The sequence below is a fragment of the Staphylococcus schleiferi genome, assembly GCF_025558325.1.
GTDB lineage: Bacteria > Bacillota > Bacilli > Staphylococcales > Staphylococcaceae > Staphylococcus > Staphylococcus schleiferi.
This window is the reverse complement of the sequence record NZ_CP094712.1, coordinates 1,715,348-1,739,889: the sequence shown is the minus strand read 5'-3', so window position 1 is coordinate 1,739,889 and position 24,542 is coordinate 1,715,348. Positions and strand designations below refer to the sequence as shown.

Below are 24,542 nucleotides of genomic sequence, written 5' to 3'. Positions count from 1 at the left end.
AACCAAAATTGAGACAGTTGCCACACTTACAGGATAGGTGGAAGTGAAAAGAGGTTATTATGGAACAAATCACATCTATACAAAATGCAAAAATCAAAAATTTTAATAAGTTAAAAAAGAAAAGGGAACGAGATAAACAAGGTTTAGCGATTATAGAAGGACCACATTTGATTGAGGCCGCTTTTCAAAGTGGTATTATCATCAAGCAATTATTTATGATTGAACCACAACGTGTCGACCAAGGGTTGATTCAACATGCTGAAGAAGTGTATGAAATCAATCAAAAAGTTGCTGAGAGTTTGTCAGGGACGATGACCCCACAGGGCGTTTTCGCGGTAATAGAAAAGTCTGAAGTGAATATGAAGCAAGCCCAACAAGTACTTATTTTAGATCGTATCCAAGATCCAGGGAATTTAGGTACGCTTATTCGAACAGCGGATGCTGCAGGCTTAGATTTAGTGATACTTACTAAAGGGACTGCAGATGTCTATCAAGATAAGGTTTTGCGTGCGAGTCAAGGAAGTGTTTTTCATATTCCTATCCAAGTTGTCGATAACGTTATAGATTTTATCGCTCACTTCGATGGCCCGATTTATGGAACAGCACTTGAAGAGGCAACAGTTTATCATCAAGTGGCTACACGCCAATCTCATTTTGGATTAATCGTTGGAAACGAAGGACAAGGGGTTGCACCTGAATTATTGCAACATGCGACTCAAAATTTAACCATCCCAATCTATGGACAAGCTGAAAGTTTAAATGTCGCAGTCGCTGCAGGGATTTTAATGTTTTATTTGAAAGGATAAAAGAGAACGAATCTGGGTTGACCCTTTCTAACTGCATGTATATAATAAACGTATTAACAATTCAACAATTGCGAACAAAAAGACGTAAACTATTAAAGAAGTTGCTTAGGGAAGTATGACATTAACTGAAAGTGATACTCAACTTACATAGTTTTTTTCACCTTTTTAGCTACTTAAAGAGATTTAAGTCGGAGTGATATCCGTTATCAACATCAAATCAGAGTGTATGTATTTATTTTACATAAAACTGGGTGGTACCACGGAAAGATTTCGTCCCATTTCTATTGGGGTGGAATCTTTTTTATTTTCATTAAATGAATGGAAAAGAAGTATAGGCTACGACAAAATTGCCGCTTAGTCAACGAAAAATCTAAAATGATAAAGTGGGGAAAAAGTAAAAATTAAGTTTTACTTTTTTGATGACGAGGCAAGTGTTGGTTTAAATAAAAGGAGGAACAATAATGGTGCAAAATGATGAAATGACGAAAATCAAACATCAAGCGATTGAAGACATTCAACAAGCAGAAGATGAAAAATCATTGCAAGATGTTAAGGTTAAATATCTAGGTAAAAAGGGGCTAGTCACTGGACTTATGAAACATATGAAAGACTTGCCTAAAGAAGAAAAACCGGCTTACGGTCAACAAGTGAATGTCGTTAGACAAGCGATTGAAAGTGACATTGAAGCACGACAAACTGTTTTAGCTGAAGCTAAATTAAATCAACAGCTTGCAGAAGAGTCAATTGATGTGACACTTCCAGGTAGAAAAGTTGCAAACGGTGCACAACATCCGTTAACACGGACTATAGAAGAAATTGAAGATTTATTTTTAGGCTTAGGTTATGAAATTGTTACAGGTTATGAAGTAGAACAAGATTACTATAATTTTGAAGCATTAAACTTACCGAAGTCACACCCAGCTAGAGATATGCAAGATAGCTTTTATATCACAGAAGAAATATTGCTTCGTACACACACATCACCTGTACAAGCGCGAACTATGGAAAAAAGACAAGGACAAGGTCCTGTTAAAATTATTTGTCCAGGTAAAGTTTATCGACGTGATTCAGACGATGCAACGCATAGTCATCAATTCACACAAATTGAAGGTCTCGTTGTAGACGAAAACATTAAAATGAGTGACTTAAAAGGAACGTTGGAGTTATTAGCGAAATCATTGTTCGGTGCTGATCGTGAAATTCGCTTACGCCCAAGTTATTTCCCGTTCACTGAACCATCAGTAGAAGTTGACGTGTCTTGTTTTAAGTGTAAAGGAAAAGGCTGTAATGTATGTAAACACACAGGCTGGATAGAAATTTTAGGTGCAGGCATGGTGCATCCCAACGTGCTAGAGATGGCAGGCTTTGATTCAACTAAATACTCTGGATTTGCTTTTGGTATGGGGCCAGACCGAATCGCAATGCTCAAATACGGTATAGAAGACATTCGTCATTTCTATACAAATGATGTGCGTTTCTTAAATCAATTTAAAGCAGTAGAAGATAGAGGTGACCAAGATGTTAATATCTAAAGAATGGCTAGAAGAATACGTTGAAATTGATGTTTCTGTCAAAGATTTAGCAGAACGAATTACACGTACAGGTATTGAAGTAGATGATATTCATGATTTTACAAAAGATATTAAAAATTTAGTTGTAGGTTATGTTGAATCAGTGGCAGCACATCCAGATGCGGCTAAATTAAATATTTGCCAAGTTGATATTGGCGAAGAAGCACCTGTACAAATCGTCTGTGGTGCTCCGAATATTGGAGAAGGGCAAACTGTCATTGTCGCAAAAGTTGGAGCTAGATTACCGGGTGGCATCAAAATTAAAAAGGCAAAATTACGTGGAGAAGTCTCTCATGGTATGATCTGTTCATTACAAGAAATAGGCTTATCAAGTAGTGTTGTGCCAAAAGCATTTGAAAACGGGATTTATCAATTTTCATCAAAAATTACACCAGGAACAGAGGCACTTGAGGCACTCTATCTCAATGATCAGTCTATGGAATTCGATTTAACACCAAACCGAGCAGATGCATTAAGTATGATTGGAACAGCATATGAAACAGCGGCGCTTTATGGTAAAAAAGTAACAAAACCTGAAACAACAGCGACTGAATTAGAAGAAAGCGCAACTAATGCAATATCAGTCAAAGTAGAAAATGCCTCAAAAGTACCTTATTATAGTGCACGCGTTGTAAAAAACGTGAAAATTGAACCTTCACCAGAATGGATGCAAGCACGTTTAATGAAAGCAGGTATTCGCCCAATTAACAATGTTGTAGATATTTCTAACTATGTCATGTTGGAGTACGGTCAACCACTACATATGTTTGATAAAGATCAAATCGGTTCAAACGAAATTGTAGTTAGACGAGCACATGAAAATGAGTTGATGACGACTTTAGATGATCAAGAAAGAAAATTACTGGATACAGACATTGTTATCACAAATGGCAAGCAGCCGATTGCACTTGGTGGTGTAATGGGTGGAGATTTTTCTGAAGTTACACCCCAAACACAAAACGTAGTCGTCGAAGGTGCCATTTTCGATTCAGTATCGATTCGTCATACTTCACGCCGTTTAAATTTAAGAAGCGAATCTTCTAGCCGTTTTGAAAAAGGACTGGCAACAGAATTCTTAGATGAAGCGGTCGATCGTGCGTGTTATTTACTAGAAACACTTGCGAGTGGACAAGTTTTAAGTGGTCGCGTTTCAGATGGAGATTTGGGCGCGTTGACTACAGAAATTAAGATTACTACTGATAAAGTAAATCGAACTGTCGGTTTTAATCTTACAGAGGCAGACATTATCCGTGTCTTTAATCAACTTGGTTTTGAAACTGAAGTCGATGGTTCAGAAATCACTGTTAAAGTGCCATCACGCCGTCGTGATATTACAATACAAGCTGATTTAATTGAAGAAATTGCAAGAATATATGGTTATGACAACATTCCATCGAGTCTGCCAATATTTGAACATGTAACAAGTGGCGCACTCACTGATCGTCAACGTAAAACACGTGTGGTTAAAAATGCATTAGAAGGTGCGGGTTTATCTCAAGCGATTACTTATTCTTTAGTTGATCAAGAACGTGCAACTGCATTTACAACAGTAGACCGAGAAACGATTTCATTATTAATGCCAATGAGTGAAGCACATTCAACATTACGCCAAAGCCTTATTCCACATTTAATAGATGCAACGCAATATAATGTAGCTCGTAAAAATCATAATATTGCTTTATATGAATTGGGTAATGTCTTTTTTGGTAACGGGGAAGGCGCATTACCAGACCAAGTGGAATATTTAAGTGGTATCATGACTGGAGAATATGTCTCTAATCCTTGGCAAGGTAAAAAAGAAATAGTGGATTTCTATCTGTTAAAAGGTGTTGTTGATCGTGTAGCTGATAAATTAGCATTGCACTTTGAGTATGAAACAGCACAAATCGACGGGCTACATCCTGGCCGTACGGCAGCTGTAATTTTAAATGGAGAAGCGATTGGTTTTATTGGTGAGCTTCATCCAACAGTAGCAAAATCTTATGACCTGTCACGTACTTACGTTTTTGAATTGAATTATGAAAAAATCATGCAACAATCTGTGGGATATATCAATTACCAACCTATTCCTAAATTCCCAGGTGTAACAAGAGATATTGCATTAGTTGTGAAGTCAGAAGTAAGAGCTGCAAACTTAATACAAACGATTCGTGAAAATGGCGGAGAAATCTTGAAAGATGCTTCTGTATTTGATGTCTATGAAGGAGAACACATGGAAGAAGGTCAAAAATCCGTTGCGATACGACTTGAATATTTAGATGAAACAAATACGCTAACTGAAGAACAAGTCTCAAAAGTTCACGAACTGATTCTTTCTGCTTTAGAAGCTAAAGGCGCGACTTTAAGAGCTTAATAGCAAAAGTATATGGTAAAGAAACATCTAGCAGGGTCTCAGTATAGAATTAAAATTATAGAATCATAAAAAGCTATATCACAATATACTAAAAAATGTAGGGAAACTAGCCATTTTAAATTGCTGTTTTCCTACATTTTAATTTATTGGGTTTAATGACATAATCAAGCGTTGTATTTTGCATCCACGAGTTTAAGTGCTTTATTACGGTTGCTAAAATGTTTTTTACTTATTTGATCTAACGTTTGAATACCGTGCTTCTCTATTATTTTTGCTGCGGTGAGATCTACTTTATGGCTCGCACCTTTTAATATAGGCATACGATACTTATCTGATAATAAGTCCATATGTTTAACAAAAGCGTAGCGTGAAATGATACTTGCTGCCGCAATGGCTAGTGATTTTGATTCACCTTTCGTTTCAAATTGTGTTTTGTCCAATTCAGGGACGTTGCCTGATGCATATCTTTGATAAACAGCAGGTTGAGCGAATTGGTCAATCACAATATAATCGAGCGTTGTGTTATCGATTTTCTCTAATACATTTTTAATGCATTCGTTATGTAAGACGGCTTTCATTTTAACTTGTGACCAGCCCAAACTTTGGCGTTCATTGTACTTAGGGTTATCGAGTACAAGGAGTGAGTGAGGTAAAAAAGTGACAAGTTGCTCTGCTAATTCCGTAATTTTAGCATCCGTTAATTTTTTTGAATCGTCCACCCCTAATTCTTTAAGAATGGGGATATTTTGTTTTGAAACGAAACACGCACATACCGTAAGTGGACCAAAATAGTCGCCACTCCCAGCTTCGTCGCTCCCTATACAGCTCATATTGTTATATGAAATCGAGGTCGTTGACTTTGATTGCTTTTGTGATGGAGTTGAGGAAGGATTTGCTTTCGACCCAAGAAGTTGCTTAGCGATTGCTTCAGCGTTTTGCCCTTGAAACATTACTTTTTTTGAATGATAAATACTAATCGTAACACCTTTATACTTCGCGCGTGCTTGCATCCCTGTAGGAAGGTTTTGCATTTCTGGTTTCAGTTGAGCTAAAAGTTGCTCGATGTCAGCTGAACTCAGTTTTACAACAATATTTGACATGTTTTAACCTCGCTTCTTATTTTTCCTCTCAAATCGTAACATAGCAAAGAGAGGATATAAACGATAAAGTAGAATTCAACGGTTTCGTCTATAACTTGCAGTTCGCCATTTGAACTCAACTCTCTATACGGAATGTTATATTATTTGAAGAATATTCATTGTAGATAATAAGCAATGTGACGTCAACTTGATATATAGGTATAAATGAAAAAAGAGGGTTCTCTTCGTTTGTATTTCTAACGAAGCATTGTACTCTGAATGATACACAAAAGCACCTATCTCGTGTATAATGAACCATGATGAATAAAAATGAAAATAGGGCTAGGTGAGTGAAGATGGGTGAGTTCAAAAATCGAATCAATGTAACGATTAATGATCAGAATTATACGATTTTAGGAGAAGACGATCCTGAACATATTCGTTATGTCGCTGACTTAGTAGATGGTAAAATAAAAGAGTTAGGACGCAAAAATGCAGGTTTGGATTCTGTTAGAAAATCTGTATTAACTGCAGTTAATGTTATGCATGAACTCGTACTCTTAGAAGAAGAAAATGCACGTTTGCGAGAAGAGATACAGCGTTTAAAACAAAGAGGCAACTAATGTGTTATTATTATTAATTTTAATTGTCATATTTTTGTTTGCGATGACAGGATTTCATAGAGGCGGGGTTGCGAGTGCACTACATTTAGGAAGTACGTTTTTTTCGTTATGGGTGGCAAGTCGCTTTTATCAGCCACTTAGTCATTACTCTAAATTATTTATACCTTATCCGAGAACGCGTGCATATGAAACGGATTTTGTAGTAGCATTAGATCATCACGAGGCACGATTCAATCACATTGTGGTATTTCTCCTCATTGTGATTGTCATCAAAACAATGATGTATCTTGTGATTAACAGTTTTGACCAGCTGTTTGAGACGCAACGGATGGCAATGTTTAATCGTTTAACGGGTGCATTTGTAGCATGCTGTTCTGCATTCATTTGTCTGCATTATATCTGCTTTTTATTTGCGTTATTTCCAGATGCAACCCTTCAAAATGCATTGGCGCATTCTATGACAGGTCAGTGGTTCGTAACAGAGGTTCCACTTTTATCAGAGTTTACATTGAATTTAAAATAGACCAAATCAACGAGGCTGAAACGTAAATGGATCTCATACTGTTTCACCCTCTTTTTTAATGAGGTGATATGATGACAAAAAAAGATGTAATTCGTTTATTAGAAGATATTGCGACATATATGGAATTAAAAGGTGAAAATGCGTTTAAAGTATCTGCATACCGCAAAGCAGTGCAGAGTCTAGAAGCTGATGAACGTACAATGGACCAAATTAAAGATGTGACAGAGTTAAAAAATATTGGGAAAGGTGTAGGAGAAGTAATCAACATGTTTGTACAAACCGGAAAATCTCCTACGTTAGAATCACTGAAAGCTGAAGTTCCGAGCGGCCTCATCCCTTTGCTTAAAATAAAAGGATTAGGCAGTAAAAGAATTGCTAAACTTTATCACGAATTAAATATTACAGATCAGGCATCTTTTCAAAAGGCATGTGAAAATCATGAGATCAGCGCACTCAGTGGTTTTGGTAAAAAAACTGAAGAGAAATATTTAGAAGAAGTAAAAGCATTAGGTGCCAAAAAAGAGCGTTATCCTATTGATACGATGATGGGTTTAAGTCGTACAATTGATGACTATTTACAAACAATTGACGAGATTGAGCGTTTTGAAGTTGCAGGTAGTTTTCGTCGTATGAAAGAAATGAGTAAAGATTTAGACTATATCATTAGTACGAATGCGCCTTTAAAAGTGCAAAAGCAACTGTTAGAGATGCCCAATAAAGTAGAAGATGTCGCGGTAGGTGAAACGAAAGTCTCATTGGAGTTGAGTTATGATGACGAGACGATTGGTGTGGATTTCCGTTTAATCGAGCCTAATGCCTTCTATCATACACTACAACACTTCACAGGTTCTAAAGCGCATAATATTAGAATTCGACAAATTGCTAAAGAAACACAAGAAAAAGTGAGTGAGTATGGGATTGAGCAACCAGATGGTCATTTACTACAATTGGATAGTGAAGCGGCGATTTATGAACATTTCGGTGTGCAATGGATAGAACCAAGTATGCGAGAAGATGGTTCAGAATTTGATAGAGACTTGTCAAAAATTATCAGATTAGAAGATATAAATGGTGACATTCATATGCATACAACTGCAAGTGATGGTGCACATCAATTGCGTGAGATGATTGAAGCGAATATTGAAAAAGGCTATGGTTTTATGTGTATCACTGACCATTCTCAAAGTTTACGAGTAGCTAATGGCTTGTCAGTCGAACGTTTATTAAAACAAAACGAAGAGATTAAAGCATTAAATGAAGAATATTCAGAGATAGATATTTATTCAGGGACAGAAATGGATATTCTTTCAGATGGACGATTAGATTATGATGATGACATATTATCACAATTGGACTACGTCATTGCATCAATTCATCAAAGTTTTAATCAATCTGAAAAAGAAATTATGAAGCGTTTAGAAAGTGCGTGTCGAAATCCTTACGTTCGCCACATTGCTCACCCGACTGGACGCCTTATTGGACGAAGAGACGGCTATAAACCAGATATTAATCAGTTGGTAAAATTATGTCGAGAAACTGGCACAGTTTTAGAAATCAATGCTAACCCAAAACGGTTAGATTTAAGTGCCGATGTGTTACGTCAAAATCCAGACTTAATGGTAACAATTAATACAGATGCGCATCATACAAGACATTTAGATTTTATGAAATTTGGTATCGCAACAGCGCAAAAAGGTTTTGTAAAAAAAGAAAATGTAGTGAATGCTATGTCTCGTGAAGCATTTAAATCATTTATTAGAAACCCAAAGCAACCTAAATAGAAATTGAGGGATTGGATGAAACAAAAAACTTTAGAAATATTAGAGTTTGATAAAATTAAATCATTGATAGAACAAGAAGTGATGAGTGATTTAGCAGTTGAAAAGGTTAAGCAGCTGACTCCCTCTTCTGACTATGATACGGTCGTTCATCAAATGAATGAAATGGATGAAATTGCTAAAATTTATAATCAATATCGCATCCCGAGTATGAGCGGATTATCACGTGTAGAACCCTTCATTAAACGTGCAACAATTGGCGGTACTTTAAATGTACAGGAATTAAATGCGATAAAGATGCTGATTCAAGTTCAAAATCAGTTTAAGACATTTTATAATCAAATCGTTGAAGATGAAGAGACGATTAACTATGAAAGTTTGGATACACAGATGCAGCAATTACCGGTTTTAACTGACTTATATCAATCAATTCATCAAAAATGTGATAGTGATGATTTGTATGATTCTGCAAGTGTGCAGTTACAGTCGATTCGAAGTCGTATCTCTAAAACAAATCAAAATATTAAAACACAGCTTGATCGCATTGTAAAATCTACTGGAAATCAAAAAAAGCTTTCTGATGCCATTGTGACAGTGAGAAATGAACGTAATGTAATTCCTGTTAAAGCTGAATATCGACAAGACTTTAATGGTATTGTTCATGACCAATCGGCGTCGGGTCAAACACTTTATATTGAACCTGCATCAGTTGTAGAATTAAACAACCAAGTGAGCCGTTTGCGCAGTGAGGAAGCAACAGAGCGCCAACGCATTTTAGCTCAATTGACACAGGAAGTTGCAGAAGAAGCTGACGCTTGCTTGCTTTCTGAAAAGGTCATGGGACATTTAGACTTTTTGGTTGGTAAAGCGAGATATGCCTCTAAAATCAAAGGAACTAAACCAGAATTTTTTAAAGAGCGACAAGTCTATTTGCCGAAAGCATTTCATCCACTCTTGGATCGTGAAACGGTTGTGGCGAATACAATAGAATTTGCTTCTTCTATTCAAACAGTGATTATTACCGGTCCGAATACGGGTGGTAAGACCGTGACGCTTAAAACATTGGGGTTAATCATTATCATGGCACAATCTGGCTTACTGATTCCAACTTTAGATGGCAGTCAATTGAGTGTATTTGATCATGTGTTTTGTGATATTGGTGACGAACAATCCATTGAGCAGTCGCTGTCAACGTTTTCTTCACATATGAAAACCATCGTTTCTATTTTAGACGAAGCGAATGCACAAAGTTTGATACTTTTTGACGAATTGGGTGCTGGAACTGATCCAAGTGAAGGTGCGGCATTAGCTATGAGCATTCTTGATGATGTTCATGAGTTAGGCGCGCTTGTGATGGCAACAACGCATTATCCTGAATTAAAAGCTTATAGTTATAATCGTGCAGGTGTGATGAATGCAAGTGTTGAATTTGACGTCAATACGTTAAGCCCGACTTACAAATTATTAATGGGTGTACCGGGACGTTCAAATGCGTTTGATATTTCTAAGCGTCTAGGATTAAAATCTAAAATTATTCATCACGCAAAGTCAATGATTGGTCAAGATGAACAAGAAATTAATGAAATGATTGCAGCATTAGAAAATAATGCGAAACGTGTAGATAATCAACGCATTGAATTAGATCGTCTTGTTCGTGAAGCTTCTCAAACACATAAAGCATTATCAGAAGCATATGAGAAATATCAAAACTATGAAGCACGATTAATGGAAGATGCTAAAGAGAAAGCGAATCAGCGTGTGAAATCCGCAATGGAAGAAGCAGATGATATTTTGAAATCGTTGCGAGAGATGCGCGATCAAAAAGGTGCAGAAGTTAAAGAACATGAACTTATCGAACAAAAGAAACGACTTGAAGACCAGTATGAAGCATCCTCAATCAAACAAAATGTTAAAAAGCAAAAATGGGATGATATTGTGGCTGGCGATGAAGTTAAAGTGTTATCGTATGGTCAAAAAGGTGAAGTTTTAGAGCTGTTGGACAATGAAGAAGCAGTTGTACAAATGGGGATCATTAAAATGAAAATCCCGTTAAAAGATTTAGAGAAAAAAGAAAAGACTAAAGAAAAAACGACAAAAATGGTCACAAGAACAAACCGTTCACCTGTCAAAATGGAGTTAGATTTAAGAGGGTATCGCTATGATGAAGCCATGAGCGCGTTAGACCAATATCTTGATCAAGCGGTATTGAGTAATTACGAAGACGTATATATTATTCACGGAAAAGGAACGGGTGCACTTCAAAAAGGTGTACAACAACATTTGAAAAAACACAAAAGCGTCTCCACTTTTAGAACGGGGATGCCAAGTGAAGGTGGGTTTGGTGTGACGGTTGCTACAATTAAATAATGAGCAATTGTAGTGAAATGCAAAATACAATTTGTTATAATTTGACCATCACATGATAATTAAGGAGGCAACTTCGTATGGCATTAATAGAAGTAAAAGATTCAAATTTTGAAGAACAAATTAATGAAGGTGTTAAATTAGTAGACTTTTGGGCAACTTGGTGTGGTCCATGTAAAATGATTGCGCCTGTTTTAGAAGACTTAGCGCAAGATTATGATGGTAAAGCTGATATCTTAAAATTAGATGTTGACCAAAACCAAGCAACAGCTGCAAAATACGAAGTAATGAGTATTCCAACACTTATCGTATTTAAAGATGGTGAGCCAGTTGATAAAGTTGTTGGTTTCCAACCAAAAGAAAATTTAGCTCAAGTTCTAGATAAACACATTTAATGTGAGTGCCTCTTTTTTAATTTAAACGAAAGACGTTATCGCATTATTATGAAAAATTAAAAGCGCAATAGGTGATGACATGATTGATGCGCTTAAAAGAAGCTAATATCTATAAAATCGCCATTGCGGGGGTGAGATAGATTATAATTGTAATTGATTATAATTCTGTTTCACTCCCTTTTCATTGTTAGAGCTGGGGAAATAAAGAAGGTGAATGAATGATGGAGGATACAAAGCAGCATATTAGGCAAAAATTATCTGTGTTGCCTATGGAGCCGGGTTGTTACTTGATGAAAGATCGGCAAGACCAAGTGATTTATGTAGGGAAAGCGAAGAAATTAAGAAATCGTGTCCGTTCTTACTTTACAGGTGCACACGATACGAAAACAACGCGACTTGTGAGAGAAATAGTTGATTTCGAATATATTGTCACATCGAGCGAGACAGAGTCGTTGTTGTTGGAACTAAATTTAATTAAAAAGTATCAACCTCGTTATAACGTATTATTAAAAGATGATAAAAGTTATCCGTTTATTAAAATAACAAAAGAGCGGCACCCTAAACTGATCGTAACGCGAACAGTTCGTAAAGGAAGCGGAAAATATTTTGGACCTTATCCTAATGCTTATTCTGCACATGAAACGAAAAAATTATTAGATCGTATCTATCCATTTCGTAAATGTGATAAAATGCCAGATCGTTTATGCCTCTATTATCACATTGGGCAATGTTTAGGACCTTGTGTGTATCCAGTAGACCAATCAGAATATGAAAGAATGACAAGGGAAATTACCGAATTTTTAAACGGGGAAGATAAAACGATTTTAAGAAATCTAGAAGAAAAAATGCAAAAAGCGAGTGAAAATCTAGAGTTTGAACAAGCGAAAGAATATCGTGATTTAATTCAACACATTCATAATTTAACGAAAAAGCAAAAAATTATGTCAGCTGATCAAACAGTTAGAGACGTCTTCGGTTATAGTGTGAATAAAGGATGGATGTGTATCCAAGTCTTTTTCATTAGACAAGGTAATCTGATTGAAAGAGAAGCAACGATGTTTCCTTTGCAACAAACCCCTGAAGAAGAATTCTATACGTTTATTGGTCAGTTCTATCAATTAAATCAACATTTCTTACCTAGAGAAGTTCATGTTCCTTCAAATCTTGATACGACTATGATTGGCTCAGTGGTAGATACGAAAATCCTTTCACCTCAGCGTGGTCAAAAAAAGCAACTTGTTGATATGGCAAATAAAAATGCACATATTGCATTAGACAATAAATTTGAACTCATTGCTAGAGATGAATCTCGAACAGTCAAAGCAATCGAACAATTGGGTGATGCGATGGGAATTCAAACACCTATTCGTATTGAGGCTTTTGATAATTCGAACATACAAGGGGTGGATCCTGTTTCTGCAATGGTCAGTTTTATCGATGGAAAGCCAGATAAAAAAGGATATCGTAAATACAAAATAAAATCTGTCGAAGGTCCTGACGACTACAAATCTATGCAAGAAGCAGTGCGTCGTCGCTATACACGTGTGTTAAATGAAGGTTTGCCTCTTCCAGACTTGATTATTGTTGATGGTGGGAAAGGTCACATGTCAAGTGTCGCAAGTGTATTAGAAAATGAGTTGGGCTTAGACATTCCAATTGCGGGGCTCGCTAAAAATGACAAGCACCAAACTTCAGAATTATTGTATGGAGAGACTGCGCAGGTTATTCCGTTGAAGAAAAATAGCCAAGCTTTCTATTTATTACAACGTATTCAAGATGAAGTGCATCGTTTTGCGATTACTTTCCATCGTCAAACGAGACAAAAAACAGGAATGCAATCAGTGTTAGATCAAGTGGAAGGTATTGGTCCAAAACGCAAAACAAAATTATTAAGAACATTTGGTTCGATTAAAAAAATGCGTGAAGCAAGTGTGGATCAACTTCAAGAAGCAGGACTGCCTAAAAATACTGCAACTTTACTCTATGAAACACTAAATGAACAAAATGAATGAATTTGGTATGAGAATCATTCTCATACCCAAATTTGTCACATTTAGTGTTACAATAAAAGAGAGTTGATTTCTTTTTTTACATTCATATGCAAACGTTTTCTATAATCCGACACTTAAAAAGAAATCAAAAATTAAAAAGTATTGCAGGGGGGACTTCCTTTGGCACAATCGAAGAATCAATTCTACCTTCGACGTTTACATTCTTTACTTGGTGTGATTCCATTAGGGGCGTTTTTACTTGTTCATTTAATGGTAAACCATCAAGCAACACAAGGGGTAGAAGCATTTAACAAAGCGGCACATTTTATGGAGTCGTTACCATTTCTATATGCCTTAGAGATTATCATGATTTATATTCCAATTTTATATCATGCGGTCTATGGGGTACATATAGCGTTTACAGCGAGTCAAAATATCGGGCATTACTCGTATATGCGAAACTGGTTATTCTTACTTCAACGTGCATCTGGATTATTAACATTTGTGTTTATTATGATTCACTTATGGCAAACACGTATTCAAAAATTCTTCGGGCAAGAAGTCAATTTTGATATGGTTCATCAAATTGTTTCTAATCCAGCTTGGCTCATTTTCTATATCGTATGTATTATTGCGGTAGTATTCCATTTTTCGAATGGTCTTTGGTCATTCTTAGTAACATGGGGTTTCTTACAATCACCAAAATCACAACGCGTATTTACTTGGATTTCACTGATCGTGTTCGTGATTGTTTCTTATATCGGTGTTAGCGCAATTTTAGCTTTCGTATAACGTTTAATCATTTCAGGGGAGTGACAATTCTATGGCAGAGAAGAAAATTATTGTTGTCGGAGGCGGACTAGCCGGTCTCATGTCAACAATTAAAGCAGCGGAACAGGGAGCGCATGTAGATTTATTCTCAATTGTTCCAGTAAAACGCTCTCACTCTGTTTGTGCGCAGGGTGGTATTAATGGAGCAGTCAACACTAAAGGTGAAGGTGATTCTCCATGGATACACTTCGACGATACAGTTTATGGGGGCGACTTTTTAGCGGATCAGCCTCCAGTTAAAGCCATGACTGAAGCAGCGCCGAAGATAATCCACTTATTAGACCGTATGGGTGTCATGTTTAACAGAACAAATGAAGGTTTATTAGACTTCCGACGTTTTGGTGGAACATTACATCACAGAACTGCTTTCGCGGGAGCAACAACAGGTCAACAGTTGCTATATGCATTAGATGAACAAGTGCGTAGCTTCGAAGTTGATGGCTATGTGACTAAATATGAAGGTTGGGAATTTTTAGGTATTGTTAAAGATGAGGACAATGCTGCACGTGGTATTGTTGCTCAAAATATCACAACTTCAGAAATCCAATCTTTCGGTTCAGATGCTGTAATTATGGCAACAGGTGGCCCGGGTATTATCTTCGGTAAAACAACGAACTCTATGATCAATACAGGTTCTGCAGCTTCGATTGTTTATCAACAAGGGGTTAAATATGCTAATGGTGAGTTTATCCAAATCCATCCAACTGCAATTCCAGGCGATGATAAACTTCGTCTTATGAGTGAATCCGCTCGTGGTGAAGGTGGACGTATTTGGACATACAAAGATGGTAAGCCGTGGTATTTCTTGGAAGAAAAATATCCTGACTATGGTAACCTCGTACCGCGTGATATTGCGACACGTGAAATTTTTGATGTCTGTGTCAACCAAAAGCTCGGTATCAATGGTGAAAACATGGTATACCTCGATTTATCGCATAAAGATCCACACGAATTAGATGTTAAGCTCGGTGGTATCATTGAAATTTATGAAAAATTTACTGGTGATGATCCACGTAAAGTACCAATGAAAATTTTCCCAGCGGTTCACTATTCGATGGGTGGCCTTTATGTAGATTATGATCAAATGACAAATATAGATGGGTTATTTGCAGCAGGAGAGTGTGACTTTTCACAACATGGGGGTAACCGCCTAGGTGCTAACTCACTCTTATCCGCAATATATGGCGGAACAGTAGCTGGACCGAACGCAGTTAAATATGTTGAAAATGTTGAAAAATCATATGTCGACATGGATGAAAGTATGTATCAACGTCGTGTAGAAGAAGAGCAAGCACGTTTTGATAAGTTGTTGAATATGAAAGGAACAGAAAACGCATATAAATTGCACCGTGAACTTGGTGAAATTATGACAGCGAATGTTACGGTAGTACGTCATAACGATAATCTTTTAGAGACGGATAAAAAGATTGTTGAATTAATGAAACGTTATCACGATATTGACATGGAAGATACATCACAATGGAGTAACCAAGCGGTCTTCTTTACACGTCAATTGTGGAATATGCTTGTACTCGCACGTGTGATTACAATTGGTGCTTACAATCGTAATGAATCACGTGGTGCACATTATAAACCTGAATTCCCGAACAGAAATGACGATGAGTGGTTGAAACATACATTAGCTGAGTATAAAGGACCAGAAGAAAAACCAGCATTCACATATAAACCAGTTGATGTGAGCTTAATTCCACCTCGTAAACGTGACTACACAAGTAAGTCAAAAGGGGGTAAAAAATAATGGCAGAAACGGTAGAAAAACAACCAACTGAAACAAAAACTTCTAAGAAAACAGTTACGTTAATTATTAAACGTCAAAAAGATCAAAACTCAAAACCTTATGAAGAAACATTTGTTATTCCTTATCGAGATAACATGAATGTGATTGCTGCGTTAATGGAAATTCGTCGTAATCCGATTAATGACAAAGGGGAAAAAACAACACCTGTCACATGGGATATGAGTTGTTTAGAAGAGGTTTGTGGTGCGTGTTCAATGGTGATTAACGGGCGTGCACGTCAATCATGTTCTGCTATTGTTGATCAACTAGAACAACCGATTCGACTTGAGCCTATGAATACTTTCCCTGTTATCCGTGATTTACAAGTAGACCGTACACGGATGTTTGATAATCTTAAACGTATGAAAGCATGGGTACCTATTGATGGAACATATGACTTAGGCCCAGGACCTCGTATGCCAGAGAAAAAACGTCAAACAGCATATGAATTATCAAAATGTATGACTTGTGGGGTATGCTTAGAAGTATGTCCAAACGTGACAAGTACAAACAATTTTGTAGGCGCACAAGCTATTTCCCAAGTACGTTTATTCAACTTGCATCCAACAGGCGCTATGACTAAAGATGAACGTTTAAATGCGCTCATGGATCAAGGTGGCTTACAAGCATGTGGTAACTCACAAAACTGTGTGCAAGCTTGTCCTAAAGGTATTCCATTAACAACATCAATTGCTGCACTTAATCGTGAAACATCATTCCACATGTTCAAATCGTTCTTTGGTTCAGACCATGAAATTGAATAATTGAAATATAAGCGGTGAATGGACTTAAATGTGAGTCTATTCACCGCTTTTTCTATTTCCATATAAAAGAAAAACGCGTATTGATGATTAGATGACAGGTACGCTTTCAGTGTCCAATAATATAACAGATATGATAAAATAAAATACATAATGAAAATGAACAGGATGAATGTGATGGATAAACCGATTGGTGTTATGGATTCGGGCGTTGGTGGCTTAACTGTTGCGAAAGAGATTATGAGACAGCTTCCTAATGAAACAATTTATTACTTAGGGGATGTTGGACGTTGTCCATATGGTCCGAGAAACCAAGAAGAAGTTAAACAGTTTACGATTGAAATGGCGATGTATTTAACACAGTTTGATATAAAAATGCTTGTAATTGCTTGTAATACGGCGACAGCCGTTGCTTTAGAACCTTTACAAAAGCAATTAAGAATTCCGGTTATCGGAGTGATTGAACCTGGGGCACGTACAGCGATTATGACAACTAAAAATCAAAACGTACTTGTCTTAGGGACAGAAGGAACAATTAAATCTGAAGCTTACAGAGAGCATATTAAGCGTATTAATCCTAAGGTAGACGTGTACGGTGTGGCATGTCCAGGCTTTGTCCCATTGGTAGAAGAAATGAAGTATAAAGATCCAACGATTACGAATATTATTATTCACCAGACGCTTAAGAGTTGGAGACAAACGGATGCGGATACAGTGATTTTAGGTTGTACCCATTATCCACTGCTTTATCAACCGATATTTGACTACTTTGGTAAAACGAAAACAGTCATTTCATCTGGTTTAGAAACAGCGAGAGAAGTGAGTGCACTTTTAACATTTAGTCAAGAACATGCCAACTATGATCCACATCCGAAACATCGTTTTTTCGCAAATGGGGAAGTGAGATACATGACTTATATTATTAAAGAATGGCTCAATATAGACACACAAGTAGAACGAATACATTTAGGTGAGGAGGAATAAAAATGACGGATATTGTTATTGCATCGTCAAATAAAGGTAAAATAAACGATTTTAAAGTTATTTTTTCAGATTATAATGTGATTGGAATCAATGAAATCATTGAAGACTTTGATGTAGAAGAAACAGGCACTACATTTGAAGAAAATGCACGTTTGAAATCTGAAGCGGCAGCTAAAGCTTTAAATAAGACTGTGATTGCTGATGATAGTGGTTTAGAAGTAACCGCTTTAAATGGCGAACCTGGCGTTTATTCAGCACGATATGCAGGACCAGAGAAAAATGATGAAGCTAACATTCAAAAAGTACTTGAAGGTTTAGAAGATAAAAACGATCGCACAGCTCGTTTTGTTTGTGTCATCAGTATGACCACTGCAGAAGGCGTGACGAAAACATTTAGAGGTACGGTTGAAGGGGAAATTACCTTGAACAAAATTGGTGAAAATGGATTTGGCTATGATCCTATTTTCTTAGTACCCGATCAACAAAAAACTATGGCGCAATTAACAGCTGAAGAGAAATCAGATATTAGTCATCGACGAAAAGCAATAGATCAACTACAAGCCTATATTGAAGGTGAGGCAAAATGAAAAAACTGATCGTCGCTAGCGATAATCACTCAGAATCAGGGATCTTGTATCAAATTTATGAAGAACATCAAGATGCAGACGCATTTTATCATTTGGGCGATTCCGAATTTGCCTATCAAGATACAGAGTTAAGTTTATATCATCGCGTAAAAGGCAACATGGACTTTTATCCAGAATTTCCAGAATCACAAGTAGACAATTTTGAAGAAGCAAATGTTTTTTACACACATGGCCATTTATTTGGGGTCAATCGTTCACGTGTCGAATTGGCACATGTTGCAGCACAACATCAAGCAGCGATTGCATTATACGGACATACCCATGTCGCACGTTACGAAAAAATCAATGATGTACACGTGATTAACCCAGGAAGCATATCACAATCTAGAAGTGACATTGAAGAAACATATGCAGAAGTGATAATCGATGGAAAAGACAGTGAAGTTCGATTTAGAAATCGTAATCACAAGATAATCGATACGATCCCTTTCGAACTATAAAGAAGTATTTTTAAATCACTTATGACAAAAAGCAAGGATGTATCGAAAGGATAGTATTAATTTCAGTGTCATCTGTATTATTATTTATTTAAAGAAAATCATGTTTTGACTGAATCAAAGTGAATTATCATATAAAAAAGCCGCTTTTCCATAATATTTTATGGATGAGCGGCTTTTTAGGTACATACATCATACATACGAGCGGTTCGTGTTAAAAGCAAGATTATTTGTTGTCGCCACCAAATAAACCTTTGATGAATTCGATGGCTTTTTTGATTAAGTTGATGATAAACATTGTCTTCACCTCCTTTGTATTTCTTAACTGTAGTATAACGGCTAATCTCCTTGTTTAGCGTATTTTTACGTACTTGGTTACTTTAGTTTCTTAAATGTAGTTAATAAATTAATCACAGACAGTCACGATTGCGTAAGTGTCTTATTTTATTAAATAATAAACTCAAAATAGATAGTATTATAATAATGTTTTATAACAATAAAAATCAAACGATTTTCTCTAATAACTCATGAGGCATTAAAAAATGTTTTTCTCAATTTTTATTATTTCACACTACTATTGTCACTAAGACTGAGGGGCAGAGTTAAATTCATATTACTTTTATAGTGTGAAACTATTTATTTATTCATCTTTTAATTTTTTACTTTATCAAGCAAAAGGGTTGCTTGATTGAATTAATCTCTATATAATACGGCTTAATGTACTTGAAGCCAGATATATATTTAATGAAAAGGGAGAAAATAATTAGTGAAAAAAACTCAAAAATTTAGTATTAGAAAGCATAAATTTGGTGCTGCCTCAGTTTTATTAGGGATTATGGTATTTATAGGAATCGGTCAGCATCATGAAGCTGAAGCCGCAGAAGATGTTAAAAAGCAAAGTACAGTAGGGAATAGAAATGAAGATAACAGTGAAATAGATGAAAATACTACAGAACAAATAAATGTAGAGCAAGAACCAAGCCAAGAACAAAATCAAGATTTAAAACTACAGGCAGAAAATCAACAAAGCCAAAGTGAAAATCAAACAGAAGCGAATGCTGTTTCAGCACAACCTGTTAAAGCAGAAGCACAAGAGCAAGTGCCTTCGAATACAACAGTTGAAGCATCTGAACCAAAATCTGAAGAAACAGGTGATGGGAAACCTGCAACTCAGAATCAAACTGCACCTCAATCATTAACAGCACCTACTACACCAAAGAGCGCAGAAACACAAACATCCACACCACATGTAAGGGCTACAACTTATAACAACCCCCAACAAGGTCAAGACGTTACGAATAAAGTAGAAGTAGTAAACAGTTCTATTACAGGGAAAGATCAAAATAAAACTGTAAATCCACATAATGCTGAGCGTGTAACATTAAACTATGAATGGAAATTTAAAAATGGTATAAAACCAAATGACTATTTTGACTTTACTATTAGTGACAATGTAGACACTAAAGGCGTTTCAAAAATTGGTAAAGTTCCAATGATAAAAGATAGTGAAGCAATTATTGCGACTGGACAAATTTTAAATGAAACTACAATTAGATATACGTTTTCTAATTATGTTGAAAATAAGCAAGAATTAAATGCGCAATTGTCACTTAACTTATTTATTAGACCTGATAAAGTGACAAATGCGGGTAGTCAAACGATTATTTCTAAATTAGGTGATAAAGAAACAAGTCAATCATTTAATGTAGTTTATCTACCAGGTGTCACTGATTATTATGGGGTAAATGTAAATGGAAGAATTTATGAGCTCGATAAAGAAAATAAAACTTTTAAACATCTTGCTTATATAAATCCAGATAAAGCGTCGGTTAAATCAGTGACAATTTATGGTAATCTAACTCAAGGAAAACCATCGAATCAATATACACCTAATGTGAAAGTATATAAATTTAAAGGGCAAGGGAAGCTCGCTGAAAGTGTTTATGCAGACTTAAAAGATGTGACTAAATTTGAAGATGTTACGTCTAACGTCAATTTAAAAACAAGCGGTGGAGGATCATATACGCTTGAATTTCCAGATTTAACAAATGGTGCTTATTTAGTTGATTACGAATCAAAATTTGAAGTTTCAAATAGTGACTTAAATTTAAGAACTGTATTGGATGGATATAACGGAAATACACGTTATTACTATTACCCGCATACTAGATTAACATGGGATAACGGTGTGGCTTTTTATTCTAATAAAGCAAATGGCGCAGGAAAAAACCGACCATTAGAACCAATTATTCAATCAAGTACACCAATAGATCTTGATATGAACACAGCACCTGAACCTGAAAGATATGAAGCAACGGGTGTTTTAGAAGAAAGTGAAGACAGTAAACCAATTGTTTTTGAAAGTCAATCTGGTCAAGATTTCGGAGATGGTGGTTATGACTATACCGAAACTGTAGAAGACTCTAATCCAATAGAGATTTCAGAATCAACACATGAGAACTCAGAGCATCATTCAGATGTTGTAGAATTTGAAGAAGAAACAAATCCGGGTGGTAGTGAAAGTCAACATGAGTCAAATGTTGTTGAATATGATGAAGATACGGCTAAAGGTATTGTGACAGGAGCTGTGACTGACCATACTACAGTTGAAGATACAAAAGAATATACAACTGAAAACAATTTAGTTGAATTAGAAGATACGTTAAATCCTAATGTGAGTGGTCAAGCTGAAGGGCCTATTGAAGAAATTACTGAAAATGACAACTACAATGAAATGAGTGGTTTGGGCTTAGAAAGTGGAGATAATGGTTACACAGAAACTGAAGAAATTGACGAAAATCATTTTATTGATACAAATAGTCAATTAGGAACTGAAAATGGAACAAATTCAGATGATCAAACATTTGAAGAGGATACAGAAGAAGATAAGCCTGTATACGAAATCGGCTCAAGTCAAGAAATAGTCGAAGATACAACATTACCAAGTGAAAGTGGAATGAACTCAGGTAATCAAACGTTTGAAGAAGATACAGATGAGGACAAACCTGTATACGAAATCGGCTCAAGTCAAGAAATAGTCGAAGATTCAACGTTACCAAATGAAAGTGGAATGAATTCAGGTAATCAAACGTTTGAAGAAGATACAGATGAGGACAAACCTGTATACGAAATCGGCTCAAGTCAAGAAATAGTCGAAGATTCAACGTTACCAAATGAAAGTGGAATGAATTCAGGAAACCAAACGTTTGAAGAAGACACAGAAGAAGATAAAGATGTTATTCAACAAGGTGGTCACAGTCCGGTAGATATTACTGAAGACACCCAACCACAAATCGGTGGTCAGCATCAAGGTGAACAAACGCTTGAAGAGGATACTGTAAAACCAGATCAACCGCAGCCACCTGTTGATCATGAGTTCACACCTCAAGAAAATGTACCGCCTGTACCACCTACAGATAAGGAAACAGCACCGAAAGATCAAGAAATGCCAAAACCACCAGTGAATGAAGAAACTCAGCCAAATCAACCAAATCAACCAGAATCACCGACACCACAAGAGGATAAAGAAATGAATCCAAATCAACCGCAACCTTCTTCACCACCAATGGAAAATACTACTTCTAATGATTCAAAAACACCAATGGCTCCTAAAGATTCAGAGACAATGCCAGCTGTTTCAAAACAGACTACAATGACTAGTGGCCAAGTGAAGAAAACTAATCAGGCTGAAGCTATGGTCCAAACAGAAAATCAAAAATTACAGATGAATCAAGCAGAAGATGCAAAAGAAGATCAACATAGTAATGCTGATGAAAAAGCCTTACCGAATACTGGTCAAGGAAAAGCAAATCAAACTCCTGCTGTTTTAGGTACTATATTTGGCGTATTTGGTCTGTTACTTCTACGTCGCAGAAAAAATAATCAACATACAAAATAGTATTGTATTCCTATGAAATAAATCTTTTGAATAAGGTTTTAAGCAAGAAGAGCTCGTTTTTGATGTGCACCCCAAAAGTTAGACCTAAAATCTAACATTTGGAGGTCACTCCATTTAAACGGGCTCTTTTTTATTGTGGTTGTATATTTTTAACGGTTGGTGAAATATTCACTGACCGTTATTTTAATTTTTGATATTAAAAAAGCACAAATATCTCTATAATTGTAAGTGACCAAACCAACGATTAAGGAGATATTGTGCCTATGTGTAATGATATATCAGAAATGCTTGGAATTAAAGTCAAAAATTTAAAAATCACTCAAAATCTAGGATTAGATGTACATAAAAACGTAAAGGCATTATTATACGAAGGCCAATTGACATATCATCCCAGTGCTTGTGCGTGTTGTGGAATTAAAAATGATGCCCATTTAATTATTAAACATGGCTTTCGTAAAACGAAAGTTTATATGGGATTAATTTTTGAAAGACCTGCCTATTTAAAATTGAAGAAACAGCGCTTTTACTGTAAAGCTTGTCAACAAACCTTTACAGCTCAAACACCCTATATTCAACCCCGATGTACCATCTCAAATGAGGTCAAACGCATGATGACCCGGAAACTATCTAAAGTCATCTCTGAAAAGGATGTCGCTGAAAGTCTATGTGTATCACCTTCAACTGTCCATCGCCATTTAAAAGAGGTAAGTGATTCGGTGAAGACGCAGGCACATCATGTTTTACCGGAGCACTTAGCTTTTGACGAATTCAAATCAACGAAAGATGTCGAAGGTGCGATGAGCTTTATTTACTGTGATAGTGTAACCCATGATATCATCGATATTTTACCTGATCGTCGCAAACATAAATGAGAAGCCTATTTTTTAAAGTTCTCTAGAAAGCAACGTGAAAGAGTGAAAACCATCTCTATAGATATGTTTCCACCTTATATCGCACTCATTCAAGACTTATTTCCTCATGCGGAGATAATTATGGATCGCTTTCATATCGTGCAGGCTATCAATCGTGAAATCAATCGATGCCGAGTTCAAGTTATGAATGGTTTTAGGACAAAAGATAGACCTCAATATAATAAATTAAAGCGTTATTGGAAGTTACTATTAAAAGCGCCCTTAGATTTAGATCGAATGATATATCAGTCATACGGACTTTTTAAGTCTTGGCAGAGTCAATACAGTTTAGTTCAGTATTTATTGGAGCTTGATGAGAGGCTCAAAGAGACATATGAAACGGGGCATCGTCTTTTAAGTGCTCTGAAAGTAAACGATATCCAGCAATTACGCTTCATCTTACAGGATTCAAAAACAAAAGATATTTCACAAGGACTCAAGCGCGTCATTCAAACATTCATCAAATATTTGCCCTATATCTCAAATACGATGCGTTATCCACATTTAACGAATGGGCCAATTGAGGGCATTAATAATAAAATAAAACTGATTAAACGGGTTTCTTATGGTTATAGAAATTTCTGGAATTTTAGGAATCGAATCTTAATCATTTCCAAGGTATTTGTAAGTGAATATAAAAAACGCATTAAACAACAAAATAACGTTGCTTAATGCGTTATCGTCTCGCCAACCGACGTTGACAAAGAACCTTTATTGTTTAATTATGGAAAGTGATATAAATATTGAATTCTTAATTCGAAATTAATGTATAGGAAGTAAAGAGAGTTCATT

The 24,542-nt window shown here is 36.1% G+C and carries 18 protein-coding genes and 1 pseudogene; 17 read left to right on the top strand and 2 right to left on the bottom strand.

Annotation, left to right across the window (positions count from 1 at the left end; all coding sequences use genetic code 11):
* The first annotated feature begins 59 nt into the window (after nucleotides 1-59).
* From MUA40_RS08110 to pheT, 3 genes are all read left to right on the top strand, one after another.
* Nucleotides 60-806 carry a TrmH family RNA methyltransferase gene (locus tag MUA40_RS08110; RefSeq protein WP_016424795.1) on the top strand — a complete coding sequence of 249 codons (747 nt, stop codon included), beginning with the start codon at nucleotides 60-62 and terminating at the stop codon, nucleotides 804-806.
* Between the two features lie 461 nt (nucleotides 807-1,267).
* Nucleotides 1,268-2,338 (top strand): phenylalanine--tRNA ligase subunit alpha, encoded by a 1,071-nt coding sequence (gene pheS, locus MUA40_RS08105; protein ID WP_016424796.1) that lies wholly within the window; start codon nucleotides 1,268-1,270, stop codon nucleotides 2,336-2,338.
* Nucleotides 2,325-4,730 (top strand): phenylalanine--tRNA ligase subunit beta, encoded by a 2,406-nt coding sequence (gene pheT / locus MUA40_RS08100; RefSeq protein ID WP_016424797.1) that lies wholly within the window; start codon nucleotides 2,325-2,327, stop codon nucleotides 4,728-4,730. The genes pheS and pheT overlap by 14 nt, the downstream gene beginning before the upstream one ends.
* A 164-nt stretch (nucleotides 4,731-4,894) precedes the next feature.
* Here the strand turns inward: pheT and rnhC are convergent, their stop codons facing one another.
* Complete coding sequence (gene rnhC, locus MUA40_RS08095) at nucleotides 4,895-5,830, bottom strand: ribonuclease HIII (protein ID WP_016424798.1); 936 nt, start codon at nucleotides 5,828-5,830, stop codon at nucleotides 4,895-4,897.
* 335 nt (nucleotides 5,831-6,165) lie between these two features.
* Between rnhC and zapA the strand changes: the two genes are divergently transcribed.
* The 12 genes from zapA to MUA40_RS08035 all read left to right on the top strand — a co-directional run bounded on the left by zapA (nucleotide 6,166) and on the right by MUA40_RS08035 (nucleotide 18,944).
* Nucleotides 6,166-6,432: a cell division protein ZapA gene (gene zapA, locus MUA40_RS08090; protein ID WP_016424799.1), complete on the top strand. Its 267-nt coding sequence runs from the start codon at nucleotides 6,166-6,168 to the stop codon at nucleotides 6,430-6,432.
* A 1-nt stretch (nucleotide 6,433) separates the two neighbouring features.
* Nucleotides 6,434-6,955 (top strand): CvpA family protein, encoded by a 522-nt coding sequence (locus MUA40_RS08085; RefSeq protein WP_016424800.1) that lies wholly within the window; start codon nucleotides 6,434-6,436, stop codon nucleotides 6,953-6,955.
* Between the two features lie 71 nt (nucleotides 6,956-7,026).
* Entirely contained in the window at nucleotides 7,027-8,736 is a 1,710-nt protein-coding gene (polX, locus tag MUA40_RS08080; RefSeq protein WP_167732952.1) for a DNA polymerase/3'-5' exonuclease PolX, read from the top strand.
* A gap of 15 nt (nucleotides 8,737-8,751) precedes the next feature.
* Entirely contained in the window at nucleotides 8,752-11,100 is a 2,349-nt protein-coding gene (locus MUA40_RS08075) for an endonuclease MutS2 (RefSeq protein WP_016424802.1), read from the top strand.
* 77 nt (nucleotides 11,101-11,177) lie between these two features.
* Nucleotides 11,178-11,492: a thioredoxin gene (gene trxA, locus MUA40_RS08070; protein ID WP_016424803.1), complete on the top strand. Its 315-nt coding sequence runs from the start codon at nucleotides 11,178-11,180 to the stop codon at nucleotides 11,490-11,492.
* 221 nt (nucleotides 11,493-11,713) lie between these two features.
* On the top strand, nucleotides 11,714-13,504 hold the full coding sequence (uvrC, locus tag MUA40_RS08065) for an excinuclease ABC subunit UvrC (RefSeq protein WP_016424804.1): 1,791 nt from the start codon (nucleotides 11,714-11,716) through the stop codon (nucleotides 13,502-13,504).
* Between the two features lie 159 nt (nucleotides 13,505-13,663).
* Entirely contained in the window at nucleotides 13,664-14,275 is a 612-nt protein-coding gene (locus tag MUA40_RS08060) for a succinate dehydrogenase cytochrome b558 subunit (RefSeq protein WP_016424805.1), read from the top strand.
* A gap of 31 nt (nucleotides 14,276-14,306) precedes the next feature.
* A complete protein-coding gene (sdhA, locus tag MUA40_RS08055; protein WP_016424806.1) occupies nucleotides 14,307-16,073 on the top strand; it encodes a succinate dehydrogenase flavoprotein subunit in 1,767 nt (588 codons plus the stop codon).
* Nucleotides 16,073-16,876, top strand: a complete 804-nt coding sequence (sdhB, locus tag MUA40_RS08050) for a succinate dehydrogenase iron-sulfur subunit (RefSeq protein WP_016424807.1) — start codon at nucleotides 16,073-16,075, stop codon at nucleotides 16,874-16,876. The genes sdhA and sdhB overlap by 1 nt, the downstream gene beginning before the upstream one ends.
* A gap of 174 nt (nucleotides 16,877-17,050) precedes the next feature.
* Nucleotides 17,051-17,857: a glutamate racemase gene (gene racE, locus MUA40_RS08045; RefSeq protein WP_016424808.1), complete on the top strand. Its 807-nt coding sequence runs from the start codon at nucleotides 17,051-17,053 to the stop codon at nucleotides 17,855-17,857.
* A 2-nt stretch (nucleotides 17,858-17,859) separates the two neighbouring features.
* A complete protein-coding gene (locus MUA40_RS08040) occupies nucleotides 17,860-18,444 on the top strand; it encodes an XTP/dITP diphosphatase (protein WP_016424809.1) in 585 nt (194 codons plus the stop codon).
* Nucleotides 18,441-18,944 (top strand): YfcE family phosphodiesterase, encoded by a 504-nt coding sequence (locus MUA40_RS08035; RefSeq protein WP_016424810.1) that lies wholly within the window; start codon nucleotides 18,441-18,443, stop codon nucleotides 18,942-18,944. The genes MUA40_RS08040 and MUA40_RS08035 overlap by 4 nt, the downstream gene beginning before the upstream one ends.
* Nucleotides 18,945-19,167: 223 nt before the next feature.
* Here the strand turns inward: MUA40_RS08035 and MUA40_RS12135 are convergent, their stop codons facing one another.
* On the bottom strand, nucleotides 19,168-19,239 hold the full coding sequence (locus MUA40_RS12135; protein WP_095658923.1) for an epsilon family phenol-soluble modulin: 72 nt from the start codon (nucleotides 19,237-19,239) through the stop codon (nucleotides 19,168-19,170).
* Nucleotides 19,240-19,707: 468 nt separating this feature from the next.
* Between MUA40_RS12135 and MUA40_RS08030 the strand changes: the two genes are divergently transcribed.
* Nucleotides 19,708-22,839 (top strand): fibrinogen-binding adhesin SdrG C-terminal domain-containing protein, encoded by a 3,132-nt coding sequence (locus tag MUA40_RS08030; RefSeq protein ID WP_262569368.1) that lies wholly within the window; start codon nucleotides 19,708-19,710, stop codon nucleotides 22,837-22,839.
* Between the two features lie 263 nt (nucleotides 22,840-23,102).
* A pseudogene (locus MUA40_RS12130) lies at nucleotides 23,103-24,422 on the top strand (ISL3 family transposase).
* The last annotated feature ends 120 nt before the right edge of the window (nucleotides 24,423-24,542 follow it).